A 12,625-nucleotide genomic window follows, 5' to 3' on the forward strand; every position below is an offset into this window, starting at 1 on the left:
TACGAGCCGGACATCCGGCCTTCCCTGCGCGATGGATTGACGGTTGCTCCGTGGTCTCCCCGGTGCCCGGGCTTGTGGTCACCGTTGCCCGCGCGACGCGTTGGCGTCATCGCCGGCGTGGCATCAGCATCGGGATGCCAGAACCCCACGGCTTGGCCGTGCGCCCCGGGACTGTCCGCCAGCGTGATCACTCACGCCGCAGCCTAAGGCGCCCACCGCATCCCGCACCCGACGTCCGTGACGGTCGCGAAACGTCCCTCGTGTGGGACGGGATGGGCAGAGATATACATGATTTCGGAAAAAATGAAAGAGGAATATTTTTCGGCGGAGGACTGGACAGGGCAAATCAGGTTGTTGCGGCAAGCAAATTCGGATGTTTCGCGTAGCTCGTTGCGGGAGCGTGCGCAGCCATCAGAGTCGCGACTTGGTTCGCGGGATGTACCTCAAACAAGCTTCACGGAGTATGGATCCCGGATCGGCGCCCGCCAACGCTTCGCGTTGCCGGGCTTGTCCGGGACGACACCGGTTGTGTGGCTGCGCTGGTGCCGCAACCTCGGTGTCGTCCCGGCCTCCGCGCCGGGACCCATACTCCGCGGCGGCTGTGCTGAGAGCTCGGCGCCGGTCCGGCATCAAACCGGCGCTAGCTTGTCAGACGGACTGCGCAAAAGGCACGTTGTTGTTCGCTATAGCTACGGCTCGCCGGCCGCCCGACTCCTCTCCCCTTCATAGTCGTCACATGCTAGCTTCCCGGCAACAATCGGATGCCCGTAGATGCAGATTGCCGCTCATGACCGTTCGGGCCGGATGTCAGCCTTGGAGTTCCGCAGCTTTCAGGCGCGGCGGCCGGATCACGAGCGCTGGGAGTTGATCGGGGGTGTGGCCATGATGATGACCCCGCCGACCATCGCGCACAACCAGATCGCCAGCAATCTCGAACGGCTGCTCAATGATGCGCTGGCGCGGCACGCGCCGGCTTGGCTGGCGGCGCAGCGGCCCGGACTCGATCTCGGCGCCGGCGATTTCAGGCCGGAGCCGGATGTTGGCGTGATCGATGCCGATTATGATCCCGGCCAGCGTTTCGTCGACAAAGCCTATCTTCTGGCCGAAGTGATCTCCGACACCGATGAGGTCATCGTGCCCGGCACCGACCGCCGCTGGATCGACGTCAAACGGGAGTTGTACCGCGAGCACCCGCACTGCCTCGCGGTGTTGGTCATCGCCCAGGACCGGATGCACGTCGCGCTCGATGTCCGAAGCGAGAGCGGATGGACGTCGATCACCTGCGATGCGCAGGGCGAGCTGTCGCTGCCCAGCTTCGGCCTGATGTGCCGCGTGACCGACCTCTACGAACGCACGCCGGTTTCGCGCAATTAGTCCGAGCGGCCAGACGTCGCACGATCGTCCTTGCAGTCGGTCAGCCTGGAACCTCGCGCCGACTGGCTCCGCCTCTTTCGTTACAGCGAGGATGTGGCTGCGTCGTGTCGCGTTGAACGGACCGGGTGACGGCACGGAGCGGACAGCGTTGGTGCCGTCCGCTCCGTGGTCATGGTCATCCCGAGATGCTCTTACTGATACCGTCCGTTGGCGCGCGCGTTGTCGTACTTCACGCGGGCGCGCTGCTCGGGGGTGACGCAGGTGGTGTCACCGTCATAGGCCTCGCGCCAGACGTAGCCCTGGCGGCAGGTCCTGCTGCCATAGGTGCGGTCGGTGGCGCTGACGCGGTTGCCGGCTTGGCGGTTGTCGAGCGCGGCGCGGGCGCGCTGGTCCGGCGTCACGCAGGTGTGGTCGCCGGGATAGGCCTCGCGCCAGACATAGCCGATCTTGCAGGTGTCCGGGCCGTAGGCACCGCCGGCCTGGGCCTCGGACATCGTGCCGAGGCCGGAGATGATCAGGGTCAGAGCAAAGCCGATGCGGGTGAGGGTGGAGCGCGACATGGTGTGACCTCCTTGCGTCTGAGGGTGAGGGCTGGCGATGGATGGCCGGTCGGCCGATGATTGTGTGCTGTCCCCGCTGCGCCGCTTGGCAACTCGCTGGCGGTGAGCCGATGTTTAGGATGTCCGGCGTGTGCCGACCGTGACGCCGGTCACGAAATGCGGTCGCCACGCGAGGAACACCGGGCGACGCGCGAGGTTGAGGCCCGACCGCAATCGGAGACGGTCATGCCGCCAAAGCCCTTTTCCATTCGACCCGCGCGATCGCTGCTCAAGAATCTGTTCTCTCGCCGCAACTTCCTCGGCGTCTCGACCGCCGCGGCGGCCGGCGTGCTCGCTACTACGCGTGCCCATGCGCAGCCGCAGGACAGTGCCAGCGATCCCGGCCCGAACAACCGCGCGCTGCAAGAGCTGTTTCCCAGCGCCAATGCACCGCCGCCGACCGATCATGCGCTGCCGCCGAATTTCTGGAGCTCGTTCTCGATGATGCACCGGCGCGTCCAGGAGGGCGGCTGGTCGCGGCAGGTCAATGTCGAGGATCTGCCGATCTCCCAGGACATTGCCGGCGTCAACATGCGCCTCACGGCCGGCGGCATCCGCGAGCTGCATTGGCACGAGGCCGACGAATGGGCCCTGATGCTGCACGGCTCGTGCCGGCTGACGGCGGTCGACGCCGATGGCGGCGTGTTCGTCGACGACGTGCAGGCCGGCGATCTCTGGTACTTCCCGACCGGCATTCCGCACTCGCTACAGGGGCTCGGGCCGGACGGCTGCGAGTTTCTGCTGGTGTTCGACGACGGAAAATTCTCCGAGGACAATACCACGCTGCTGTCGGACTGGATGATTCACACGCCTCCGGAGGTGGTGGCGAAGAACTGGAGCGTGGCACAGTCCGCGCTCGATCCCTTCAAGACCATTCCGCGCGACGGCCGCTACATCTTCCAGGCGCCGGTCCCCGGCGGGCTTGAGCAGGATCGATCCGCAGCGATCAACTCCGGCCATGTTAGCGCCGAGCACTTCACCTTTCCGATGCAGCCGATGCAGCCGCAGAAATCCGACCGCAGCGGCGAGGTGCGCATCGTCGATTCCTCGAACTTCGCGGCGGCGAAGAACATCGCGATGGCGCATGTCACCATCAAGCCGGGCGGGATGCGCGAGCTGCACTGGCATCCGAACGCCAATGAATGGCAGTACTACATCGCGGGACGGGGACGCATGACAGTGTTCTTCAACAAATCGGCGGCGCGCACCATCGACTTCAATCCGGGGGACGTCGGCTACGTGCCGCAGACGCTCGGGCACTACATCGAGAACACCGGCGACAGCGATCTCGTCTTCCTCGAGATGTTCAAGGCGCCGCGCTATCAGGACATCTCGTTGAACCAGTGGCTGACGCATCTGCCGCCGCAGCTCGTGCTGCAGCATCTCGCGATCTCGCCGGAGACGCTGCAGGCCATCCCCAAGGTCAATGCGGCGCTGGTGCCGGGCTGACATGGCAGGTTCGTGCCGACACTGATCGCCTGCCGCGATCAGGGCATTCGCGGCGAGTGCGCGCCGACTCATTGCCGCGGCACAGTCCCACTTCGGACGTAAAGGCTACCGATAACGACTCGCATCTACAGGATGCGGGGGGAGTCGGGGTGATGTCATTCACTGGGCTGAAGTCGGCCGTCCTGTGTCTGAGCCTGCTCGCGCTGCCCGCACTCGCGGCCGATCGCGCGACGACATCCTATCAGGTAGCCGACAGACAGCCGTCGTTGCTGCAGCGGCTCGCGGCCGCGCTGAAACCGAAGCCGGTCCATGTCGCGGCCGTGGTGCACAGGCGCTCCGCGCACGGGTCCGCCGCACACCGGGTGAGGACCTCCGCGCACGGGGCGAGGGTCAGGCATGCGGCCGCGGCGCCGCACAAGCGGAAGGCCCCGCCCGCGATGGTCGCGGCCCAGCCGGTGGCGGCGCAGCCCGTGGCGGCGGCACAACCCGTGACGACGGCTGAGCCCGTCACGGTCGGCGCGGCCGTTACCGCGCAAGCCGCATTGTCCGAGGCGGAGCTCGCGGCCAAGGGCCTCGCTCTGTTCAACGACGCCAGCCTGTCGGGCGGCAGCAAGGCGTCGTGCGCCACCTGTCACTTCTCGACCGGGCACACCAACAACAAGACCTATGTCGGCCTCGATGTTGTTGCCGACGGCGATCCCAACGGCCGCAACACGCCGACGCTGTGGGGCGTCGCCGAGCGCGCGGTGTTCGGCTGGGCGGGCCAAGCCGCGACGCTGGAGGACAGCATCCGCGGCATCATCGTCAACCGCATGAAGGGACCGGAGCCGTCGCCGGAGACGCTGGCGGCGCTGGTCGCCTATGTCCGGACCTTGAACTATCCGGCGAACTGGCAGGTCAAGGAGGACGGCACGCCGCGGCCGGATGCGAGCGCGGCGATCAAGCGCGGCTATGAGCTCTATGTCGGCGACGGCGGCTGCGGCACCTGCCATCAGCTGCCGAGCTTCGACAAGAAGAGCAAGGACGACATCGGCACCGGCGGCAAGTTCAAGGTGCCGACGTTGCACGCGGTGGCATCGACCGCGCCGTATTTCCACGATGGCCGCACGGCCTCGCTGCGCGAGGCCGTCAAGCTGATGTGGGAGTTCTACGCCAAGAAGATGGAATCGCGGCTGCCGACCGAGGCGGAGCTCGACGATCTCACGGCGTATGTCGGCGCGCTGTAGCGTCGGACTGAGACGAGACGGCGTCGCGCTTTCACCGTCATTCCGGGGCGATCGGCAATGCGCAGCCGCGAAGCGGCTGTGCGTTGACGATCGAACCCGGAATCTCGAGCTTGTTAAGAATGAACGCAAGACAATGTCGGGATTCCGGGTTCAAGGCCTGCGGCCTTGCCCCGGAATGACGTCGTGTCGTGTTGGGTCATCGAAGGCGAACGACCTTCGCCTCAGATGTTCGCGCCGAGATCGGCGATGTCGTCGAACAGCACGCCGGTTTTCGACAGCAGCGATTCGAGCTCGTCGGTGGCATCGGCGATGCCGCGCGTCGCGGTGTCGATGACGAGCTCCGCATCCAGCGGCGGCTCGTAGTCGGTGCCAATGCCGGTGAAGTTCTGCAAGTTGCCGGCGCGGGCCTTGGCGTAGTGGCCCTTGGGGTCGCGGCTCTCGCAGATCTCGGCCGCCGTGGCGACATAGATCTCGCGGAACAGATCGCCGGCCACGCGACGCGCGGCAGCACGGTCCTCGCGCGCGGGCGACACCGCGGCGACGATCGCGATATGGCCGTTGCGGGCGAGATGGGTCGCGACCTCGGCGAGGCGGCGGATGTTCTCGGCGCGGTCCTCCGGCGTGAAGCCGAGATCCTTGTTGAGGCCGGCGCGCACGGTGTCGCCGTCGAGCAGCACGGGCGCGCCGCCGCGGCTGAACAGCCGCCGCTCCAGTGCCCGCGCCAAGGTCGATTTGCCGGCGCCGGGCAGGCCGGTCATCCAGACCACCGCGCCCTTGTGGCGATAGCGGTCGGCGCGCTCCTGCGGCTGCAGCGCCGATTCCACCGGCATGATGTCGACCGGCGCGGCGCGCTTGCCGGCAGCGATCGACAGCACCAGACCGCCGCCGGCGATGCGGCCCTGCACCTCGATGACGAGGCGGCCGGTGCGCGCGTTCTCGGTATAGGGATCGACCGCGACCGGCTGGGTCAGCGCGATCTCGATCTCGCCGACATGGTTGCGCGCGATCGACGCGTTCTCCTCGTTGGACAGCGAGCCCGGATCGACCGCCTTCTCGATCGCGACCACGCTGCCGCGCGCCTCGCGGGTGCCGAGCCGGACCAGAATGCTGTCCCCCTTGGCGAGCGGCTGGTCGTGCAGCCAGAAGATGCGCGCATGCAGCCGGCGCGCCGCCTGCGGCTCGCGGCCGACATGGGCGATGACGTCGCCGCGCTCGATGAACAGCTCGCGGTCGAGCGTGATGCCGACCGAGCGGCCCGCGCCTTGCGCCGTCGTGACAGGCGTCTGCGGCCAGCCCTCGACGGTCTTGATCTTGGCGATCTTGCCGGCCGGCATGATCACGATCTCATCGCCAGAGCGCAACTCACCGGCCTCGACGCGGCCGGCGACGATGCGGCGGTCGTCGAACTTGTAGATCGCCTGCACCGGCAGCCGCAGCGGCAGGCTGGACAGCGGCTTCGCCGGCTCGAGCCCGTCGAGCGCCTCGACCACGGTCGGGCCGTCGTACCAGCCGATCCGCGAGGTCAGGGCGGCGACGCCGTCGCCGTCGCGCGCGGAGATCGGGATCACGGCGACCGGCTTGACGCCGAGGCCCTGGAGATGCGCCGAGATCTCGGTCCTGATCGCGTCGAAGCGATCCTCGCTGAAATCGACGCGGTCCATCTTGTTGACGACCACCGCGACCTGCTTCACGCCGAGCAGATGCAGCAGATAGCCGTGACGGCGGGTCTGGTCGCGCACGCCTTCGAGCGCGTCGATGATCAGCACCGCGCCGTCGGCCTGCGAGGCGCCGGTGATCATGTTGCGCAGGAACTCGGCATGGCCAGGCGCGTCGATCAGCACGACCTCGCGCGCATTGGTGCGGAAGCGGATCTGCGTGGTGTCGATGGTGATGCCCTGGTCGCGCTCGGTCTGCAGCGCGTCGAGCAGGAACGACCATTCGAACGGCATGCCGCGGCGGGCGGAGACCGCCTGCAGCATTTCGAGCTTGCCGTCGGGCAGGCTGCCGGTCTCATGCAAGAGGCGGCCGACCAGCGTCGATTTGCCGTGATCGACATGGCCGACGATGACGATTGAGACCTGCGGGCGGGTGGTGCCATTCGGCGTGGCGGGGGCGGCGGCGGGGACTCTCATGTTCATCGCGCGCTCCCGCTCACAGATAGCCGGCGACGCGCAGACGCTCGAAGGCGTCCTCGGTCTCATGGTCGAGCGCGCGTCCGGCGCGCTCCGGCACCTTGGTGCTCTCGAGCTCGGCGAGAATTTCCGCGATGTTCGAGGCGTTCGATGCGACAGGGAAGGTGATGTCCTGGTCGCCGAGGGAGCGATAGCGCTTGCCGTTCTTGGACAGATACAGCGGAATGATCGGAATGTTCTCTCGTGCCGTGTAGGCCCAGATGTCGGCCTCGGTCCAATGCAGGATCGGATGGATGCGCAGATGCGCGCCTTGCGGCGGCGAGGCGTTGAAATGGTCCCAGAACTCCGGCGGCTGGTCGCGGACGTCCCAATTGCCTTCGGCGCCGCGCGGCGAGAACACGCGCTCCTTGGCGCGCGTCGCCTCCTCGTCGCGGCGGATGCCGGCGATCAGGCCGTCAAAGCCGTGCTTGGCGAGCGCCATCTTCAGGCCCTCGGTTTTCCGGGCAGCCGAGCGCGCCGCGGGCGGCAGCGTGGGATCGACGGCATCGATCGGCGGGCACGGCTCGACGCGGAGATCGAGGCCCCATTCCTGCGCGTAGGTGTCGCGGAAGGCGTACATCTCCGGAAACTTCTTGGCCGTATCGACATGCATGGCCGGAAACGGCACGCGGCCGAAGAAGGCCTTGCGTGCGAGCCAGATCATCACGTTGGAATCTTTTCCCAGCGACCACAGCAGCGCGAGCTTCTTCAGCCGTGCAAAGGCCTCGCGGAGAATGTAAATGCTCTGCGCCTCCAGCTGATCGAGATGATCCATCGTCGGCGCGGCGCTCAGCACGCGCGGCATGGAAGATGCTTGCTCCAGCTCCGAGGAGGGCAACCGGTCTCTGGAAACGTCGTTGGTGAGAATGTGCATACTGTCAGCCATCGCCTGCTTGGGAGAAAATTCTATGGCGAAGCCAGGGAAAAATTTTCTCTTTACGTCCGCGCGGTGACACTTATATAGAAAATAATTCCAGTCAACCCCGAAGAGTCGAAGTCGACGGACGCAATGCAATATCTGCCGGTGTTTCTCGATCTGAAGACCGGCCCCGTGCTGCTGATCGGCGCGGGCGAGCTCGTGCGCGCCAAGCTGCGCGTGTTGCTGTCCGCCGGCGCACGCATCCGCTGGTTCGCGACCGATGGCGACTTCGATCTGGGCGGACTCAAGGATGATCACGGCCAGATCGAGCGCGCCGACGGCGATCCGCTGAGCGCGGATCTCACCGGCGTCATCGCGGTTCTGTGCGCGGGCGCCGGCGACATCGGCGTGGCGATGTCGGCGCGGGCGCGCAGCGTGGGTCTTCCCGTCAACGTGATGGACGACCTCGCGCATTCCAGCTTCATCTTTCCGGCGATCGTCGATCGCGGCGATGTCGTTGTGGCGATCGGCACCGGCGGCTCATCGCCGGTCGTGGCGCGCCGCGTGCGCGAGCGCATCGAGGCGCTGCTGCCGGCGCGGATCGGCGAGCTCGCGAGCTTCATCGGCGACTTCCGCAAGACCATCAACCCGCTGATCGCCGAGATGCCGCTGCGCCGCCGCTTCTGGGAGCGCATCGTCGATGGCCCGATCGGCGCGCTGGTGCTGGCGGGCCGCAAGCAGGAAGCCGAAGCGGCGCTGCACGACATCGCCGATCCCACCGCGTTCGCGGGCGCTGATCACGCCGGTCGCGGCGAAGGCCACGTCACGCTGGTCGGTGCCGGTCCGGGCGATCCCGATCTTCTCACCATCAAGGCGCTGCGCGCGCTGCAGGACGCCGACGTCGTCTACTATGACGAGCTGGTGACCCCCGAGATTCTCGACCGCATCCGCCGCGACGCCTCGCGCGTGCCGGTCGGCCGCCGCGTCGGCAAGCCCGGCATCGGCCAGGACGCCGTCAACAAGCTGCTGATCGAGGCCGCGCGCGAAGGCAAGCGCGCGGTTCGCCTCAAGGGCGGCGACTCCTACGTGTTCGGCCGCGGCGGCGAGGAGGTCGACGCGCTGCGCAACGCCGGCGTGTCCTACACCATCGTGCCCGGCATCACCGCGGGCATCGGCGCCGCCGCGCAGTTCGAGGTGCCGCTGACCTTCCGCAGCAAGGCGCTGCGCATCACCTTCCTCACCGCGCACAAGGAGCGCGACGCCGAGGCGGTCGACTGGTCGGTTCTGACCGACACCAAGATGACCGTCGTCGTCTACATGGGCATGACGGCCGCTCCGGCAGTGCGCTCCGGCCTGCTCGCCGCGGGCCGCTCGCCGCAGACGCCGGTCGGCGTGTTCGCGCGCGTGACGCGGCCGGATGCGCAGGCCGCGGTCGGCACGCTCGATCAATTGCCGGATCTCGTCGGCCAGATCGATGGCGGCCCGGCCATTCTCATCATCGGTGACGTCGTGGCGCATTCGGCGCCGTGGCGTCAGCAGAATCTCAGTGGCGTGATTGCACAACTCCTGGAACCCGTCTGAATGACCTCCCCGCTGCAACAGAAGATCAAGATCACCGGTCCCTCGATCGTCACCGCGAACCGGACGTGGGACGGTGCGGTGATCTATCGCACCGGCACCAAGAGCTGGTCGGATGAACTCGCGGACGCGGCGATCGTGCGCACCGCCGAGGAGGCGCGCGCGCTGCTGACGGAGGCGGTGGCCGACGATCTCAACGCGATCGGTCCTTACATCGCCCCGGTCGAGGTCGCAGCCGACGGCGCGGTCAAGCCCGGCAACATGCGCGAACACATCCGGCTGACGGGCGCCACCATCGCGCTCCCGGCTCAAGCCTGAAGGCCTTCTCATGTATGCTTATGACGAAATCGACCGCACTTTGGTCAACGAGCGCGTCGCCGAATTCCGCGACCAGGTGAAGCGCCGCCTCTCGGGCGAATTGTCCGAGGATGAATTCAAGATGCTGCGGCTGCAGAACGGCGTGTATCTCCAGCTGCACGCCTATATGTACCGCATCGCCATCCCCTACGGCACCCTGGCGTCGAACCAGCTGCGGCGGCTGGCGCATGTCGCGCGGCGCTACGATCGCGGCTATGGTCATTTCACGACCCGGCAGAACATCCAGTTCAACTGGATCAAGCTCGCCGAGCTGCCGGACGCGATGGCCGATCTCGCCGAAGTCGGCATCCAGTCGATGCAGACCTCCGGCAACAACATGCGCAACGTGACCGCCGACCAGTGGGCCGGCGTCGCTCCGGGCGAGGTCGAGGATCCCCGCATCTGGGCCGAGCTGCTGCGCCAGTTCACGACCTTGCATCCCGAATTCTCGTTCCTGCCGCGCAAGTTCAAGATCGCGATCACGGCCTCGGAGCACGATCGCGCTGCGATCAAGATCCACGACATCGGCCTGCGGCTCCTGAAGAACGAGCAGGGCGAGACCGGCTTCGAGGTGCTGGTCGGCGGCGGGCTGGGCCGCTCGCCGTTCATCGCCAAGACCATCAAGCCGTTCGTGCATGGCCATGACATCCTGAGCTATGTCGAGGCGATCCTGCGCGTCTACAATCAGTACGGCCGCCGCGACAACATCTACAAGGCGCGCATCAAGATCCTGGTCCACGAGCTCGGCATCGAGAAGTTCGCGGCCGAGGTCGAGGAGGAGTGGCAGCAGATCCGCGAGGGCGTGCTCAAGCTCGATGACGGGATCGTCGAGGACATCCGCTCGCGCTTCTTCTATCCCGCCTATGAGGCGCTGCCGCACATGCCGGACGAGCTGAAGCAGGCCGCGCATGATGCGAAGTTCGAGGCCTGGCGCAAGAACTCGGTGTTCCCGCACAAGCAGCAGGGCTACGCTATCGTCACCGTGTCGCTGAAGCCGGTCGGCAAGCCGCCGGGCGATGCGACCGCGGACCAGATGGATGGGCTTGCCGATATTGCCGACAAGTACTCGTTCGGCGAGATCCGCGTCGGCCATGAGCAGAACCTCGCGTTGCCGCATGTGCGCAAGCATGATCTGCCGGCGGTGTGGAAGGCGCTCGAGGCCATTGGCCTGGCGATCCCCAACGTCAACCTCGTCTCCGACATCATTGCCTGCCCGGGCCTCGACTACTGCTCGCTGGCCAATGCGCGCTCGATCCCGATCGCGCAGGAGATCACGCGCCGATTCGCCAATCACGATACGGCGAACCTGATCGGCCGGCTGCACATCAACATCTCCGGCTGCATCAATGCCTGCGGCCATCATCATGTCGGCCACATCGGCATCCTCGGCGTCGAGAAGAACAACGAGGAGTTCTATCAGATCACGATCGGCGGCCGCGCCGACGAAGGCGCCGTGCTCGGCACCCTGATCGGCCCAGCGGTGCCCTATGCCGAGGTTGCCGATGTCGTCGAAGATATTGTCGAAGCCTATCTTGCGCTGCGCGCGCACCCCGAAGAGCTGTTCGTCGACACGGTGAAGCGGCTCGGGGTCGAACCATTCAGGGAGCGGGTTTATGCCACTCGTTAAGGGCGGACACATCGTTACGGACGCCTTCGTCCGCGTCGCCGACGACGCCGAGTTGCCGGCCACGGGCGCGATCCTCGTGTCCGAGACGCGCTTTCTTGCCGACCCCGATGCGCTGGCGAGCCGCGGCAAGCTCGGCGTAATCTGGCCGAACAATCGCGATGTCGACGATCTCGTGCCGTATCTCGACCGCCTCGCGCTGGTCGCGCTGGTGTTCCCGAGCTTCCGCGACGGCCGCGCCTACACGCAGGCGCGGCTCTTGCGGGAGCGCTACGGCTATCGCGGCGAGCTGCGCGCGACCGGCCAGGTGCTGCGTGACCAGTTCGTGTTCATGCTGCGCGCCGGCTTCGATGCGTTCGACGTCAAAAAGCAGGCCGACGCCGAGGCGTTCACCGAAACCGTCAAGCGTTATTCGGTGTTCTACCAGCCGGCCGGCGACGGCCGGATCTCGGCGTTGCATCAGCGCCTGCAACTGCGTCATTCGGAGAGTGCCGGGCTGTGAGCATGTTGGCTGCATCACATCAGGTCGAACAGACGCCGGTCGCGGCGCTGGATGCAGCGCTGCGCAATGCGACGCCGCACGAGGTCATCGCTGCCGCGCTGCAGGCGATCGGCCGCGAGCGGCTTGCGGTGGTCTCCTCGTTCGGTTCGGAGTCCGCGGCCTTGCTGAAGGTGACCGCCGATGTCGATCCGTCGATCCCGGTGATCTTCCTCGATACCGGGCATATGTTCGCGGAGACGTTGGCCTATCGCGATCAGCTGATCGATATTCTCGGCCTGCGCGACGTCCGCTCGATCAAGCCGGATGCCGCATCGCTGGCGCGTCAGGATGCCGACAACGAGCTCTGGTTCTCCGATCCCGACGCCTGCTGCCGCATCCGGAAAGTGGAGCCGCTGGCGCGCGCGTTGGCGCCCTTCGCCGCCTGGATCAACGGTCGCAAGCGCTTTCAGGGCGGCCTGCGCGCCGCGATTCCCGTGGTCGAGCAGGACGGCGCGCGCGTGAAGTTCAATCCGTTCGCCAATGTCAGCCGCGAGGACATCGTGGCGATCTATCGCTCGGCCAATTTGCCGCAGCATCCGCTGGTGGCTTCCGGCTTCCGCTCGATCGGCTGCATGCCCTGTACCAGCCGCGCGGACGCGGGCGAGGACGAGCGCGCAGGCCGCTGGCGCGGCCGCGGCAAGACGGAGTGCGGCATCCACACGGTGGCGACGTCGGCGGTGTAGTTGCGACTTCGATTGCCGACCGTTCGGGCGGCAATGACGACACTGTGTCGCGGCAAAGAACAGCTATGCCAAGGCCGGGCGCTTCGTAGCAAAATGCTGGTGTTCGGTCGGAAACAAGAAAATCCGGTTTCGTTGACTCTGAACGGAACATGCGGCGATCTGCG

The 12,625-nt window shown here is 66.6% G+C and carries 11 protein-coding genes; 8 read left to right on the forward strand and 3 right to left on the reverse strand.

From position 1 onward, the window contains the following. Positions 1-771: 771 nt before the first annotated feature. Positions 772-1,374: a Uma2 family endonuclease gene (locus tag BRAO375_RS22940; RefSeq protein ID WP_035641730.1), complete on the forward strand. Its 603-nt coding sequence runs from the start codon at positions 772-774 to the stop codon at positions 1,372-1,374. Between the two features lie 191 nt (positions 1,375-1,565). On the opposite strand, the gene BRAO375_RS22945 is transcribed toward BRAO375_RS22940, so the two are convergent. Beyond that, positions 1,566-1,934, reverse strand: a complete 369-nt coding sequence (locus BRAO375_RS22945; RefSeq protein WP_009029839.1) for a hypothetical protein — start codon at positions 1,932-1,934, stop codon at positions 1,566-1,568. Between the two features lie 225 nt (positions 1,935-2,159). On the opposite strand from BRAO375_RS22945, the gene BRAO375_RS22950 reads away from it, so the two are divergent. Then, on the forward strand, positions 2,160-3,422 hold the full coding sequence (locus BRAO375_RS22950) for a cupin domain-containing protein (RefSeq protein ID WP_009029840.1): 1,263 nt from the start codon (positions 2,160-2,162) through the stop codon (positions 3,420-3,422). 152 nt (positions 3,423-3,574) lie between these two features. Further along, complete coding sequence (locus BRAO375_RS22955) at positions 3,575-4,648, forward strand: cytochrome-c peroxidase (RefSeq protein WP_009029841.1); 1,074 nt, start codon at positions 3,575-3,577, stop codon at positions 4,646-4,648. A gap of 221 nt (positions 4,649-4,869) precedes the next feature. Here the strand turns inward: BRAO375_RS22955 and cysC are convergent, their stop codons facing one another. Both cysC and cysD read right to left on the reverse strand, forming a co-directional pair. Continuing rightward, positions 4,870-6,786, reverse strand: a complete 1,917-nt coding sequence (cysC, locus tag BRAO375_RS22960; protein ID WP_035641732.1) for an adenylyl-sulfate kinase — start codon at positions 6,784-6,786, stop codon at positions 4,870-4,872. A 13-nt stretch (positions 6,787-6,799) separates the two neighbouring features. Beyond that, complete coding sequence (gene cysD, locus BRAO375_RS22965) at positions 6,800-7,594, reverse strand: sulfate adenylyltransferase subunit CysD (RefSeq protein WP_035641739.1); 795 nt, start codon at positions 7,592-7,594, stop codon at positions 6,800-6,802. A gap of 234 nt (positions 7,595-7,828) precedes the next feature. On the opposite strand from cysD, the gene cysG reads away from it, so the two are divergent. Genes cysG through BRAO375_RS22990 form a run of 5 tightly spaced genes read left to right on the forward strand, consistent with a single transcriptional unit; the run spans position 7,829 to position 12,461 of the window. After that, positions 7,829-9,259: a siroheme synthase CysG gene (gene cysG / locus BRAO375_RS22970; protein ID WP_009029844.1), complete on the forward strand. Its 1,431-nt coding sequence runs from the start codon at positions 7,829-7,831 to the stop codon at positions 9,257-9,259. Then, a complete protein-coding gene (locus BRAO375_RS22975) occupies positions 9,260-9,574 on the forward strand; it encodes a DUF2849 domain-containing protein (RefSeq protein WP_009029845.1) in 315 nt (104 codons plus the stop codon). 10 nt (positions 9,575-9,584) lie between these two features. Then, positions 9,585-11,240 (forward strand): nitrite/sulfite reductase, encoded by a 1,656-nt coding sequence (locus BRAO375_RS22980; protein ID WP_009029846.1) that lies wholly within the window; start codon positions 9,585-9,587, stop codon positions 11,238-11,240. Further along, the gene (locus tag BRAO375_RS22985) at positions 11,227-11,739 is read left to right on the forward strand and encodes a DUF934 domain-containing protein (RefSeq protein ID WP_009029847.1); all 513 of its coding nucleotides are present in this window, start codon (positions 11,227-11,229) and stop codon (positions 11,737-11,739) included. Before BRAO375_RS22980 ends, BRAO375_RS22985 begins: the two co-directional genes overlap by 14 nt. 2 nt (positions 11,740-11,741) lie before the next feature. After that, positions 11,742-12,461, forward strand: coding sequence for a phosphoadenylyl-sulfate reductase (locus BRAO375_RS22990; RefSeq protein WP_009029848.1), 720 nt, complete (start codon positions 11,742-11,744; stop codon positions 12,459-12,461). Positions 12,462-12,625: the final 164 nt, after the last annotated feature.

This window comes from Bradyrhizobium sp. ORS 375, from assembly GCF_000239775.1.
In the GTDB taxonomy this organism is placed as follows: Bacteria; Pseudomonadota; Alphaproteobacteria; order Rhizobiales; family Xanthobacteraceae; genus Bradyrhizobium.

Excerpts from the sequence above, each read along its gene's own strand:
- BRAO375_RS22945 (WP_009029839.1), bottom strand. The coding sequence starts at position 1,934 with ATGTCGCGCTCCACCCTCACCCGCATCGGCTTTGCTCTGACCCTGATC.
- BRAO375_RS22975 (WP_009029845.1), top strand. The coding sequence starts at position 9,260 with ATGACCTCCCCGCTGCAACAGAAGATCAAGATCACCGGTCCCTCGATC.
- BRAO375_RS22950 (WP_009029840.1), top strand. The coding sequence starts at position 2,160 with ATGCCGCCAAAGCCCTTTTCCATTCGACCCGCGCGATCGCTGCTCAAG.
- BRAO375_RS22955 (WP_009029841.1), top strand. The coding sequence starts at position 3,575 with ATGTCATTCACTGGGCTGAAGTCGGCCGTCCTGTGTCTGAGCCTGCTC.
- BRAO375_RS22980 (WP_009029846.1), top strand. The coding sequence starts at position 9,585 with ATGTATGCTTATGACGAAATCGACCGCACTTTGGTCAACGAGCGCGTC.
- cysC (WP_035641732.1), bottom strand. The coding sequence starts at position 6,786 with ATGAACATGAGAGTCCCCGCCGCCGCCCCCGCCACGCCGAATGGCACC.
- cysG (WP_009029844.1), top strand. The coding sequence starts at position 7,829 with ATGCAATATCTGCCGGTGTTTCTCGATCTGAAGACCGGCCCCGTGCTG.
- BRAO375_RS22990 (WP_009029848.1), top strand. The coding sequence starts at position 11,742 with ATGTTGGCTGCATCACATCAGGTCGAACAGACGCCGGTCGCGGCGCTG.
- BRAO375_RS22985 (WP_009029847.1), top strand. The coding sequence starts at position 11,227 with ATGCCACTCGTTAAGGGCGGACACATCGTTACGGACGCCTTCGTCCGC.
- cysD (WP_035641739.1), bottom strand. The coding sequence starts at position 7,594 with ATGGATCATCTCGATCAGCTGGAGGCGCAGAGCATTTACATTCTCCGC.
- BRAO375_RS22940 (WP_035641730.1), top strand. The coding sequence starts at position 772 with ATGCAGATTGCCGCTCATGACCGTTCGGGCCGGATGTCAGCCTTGGAG.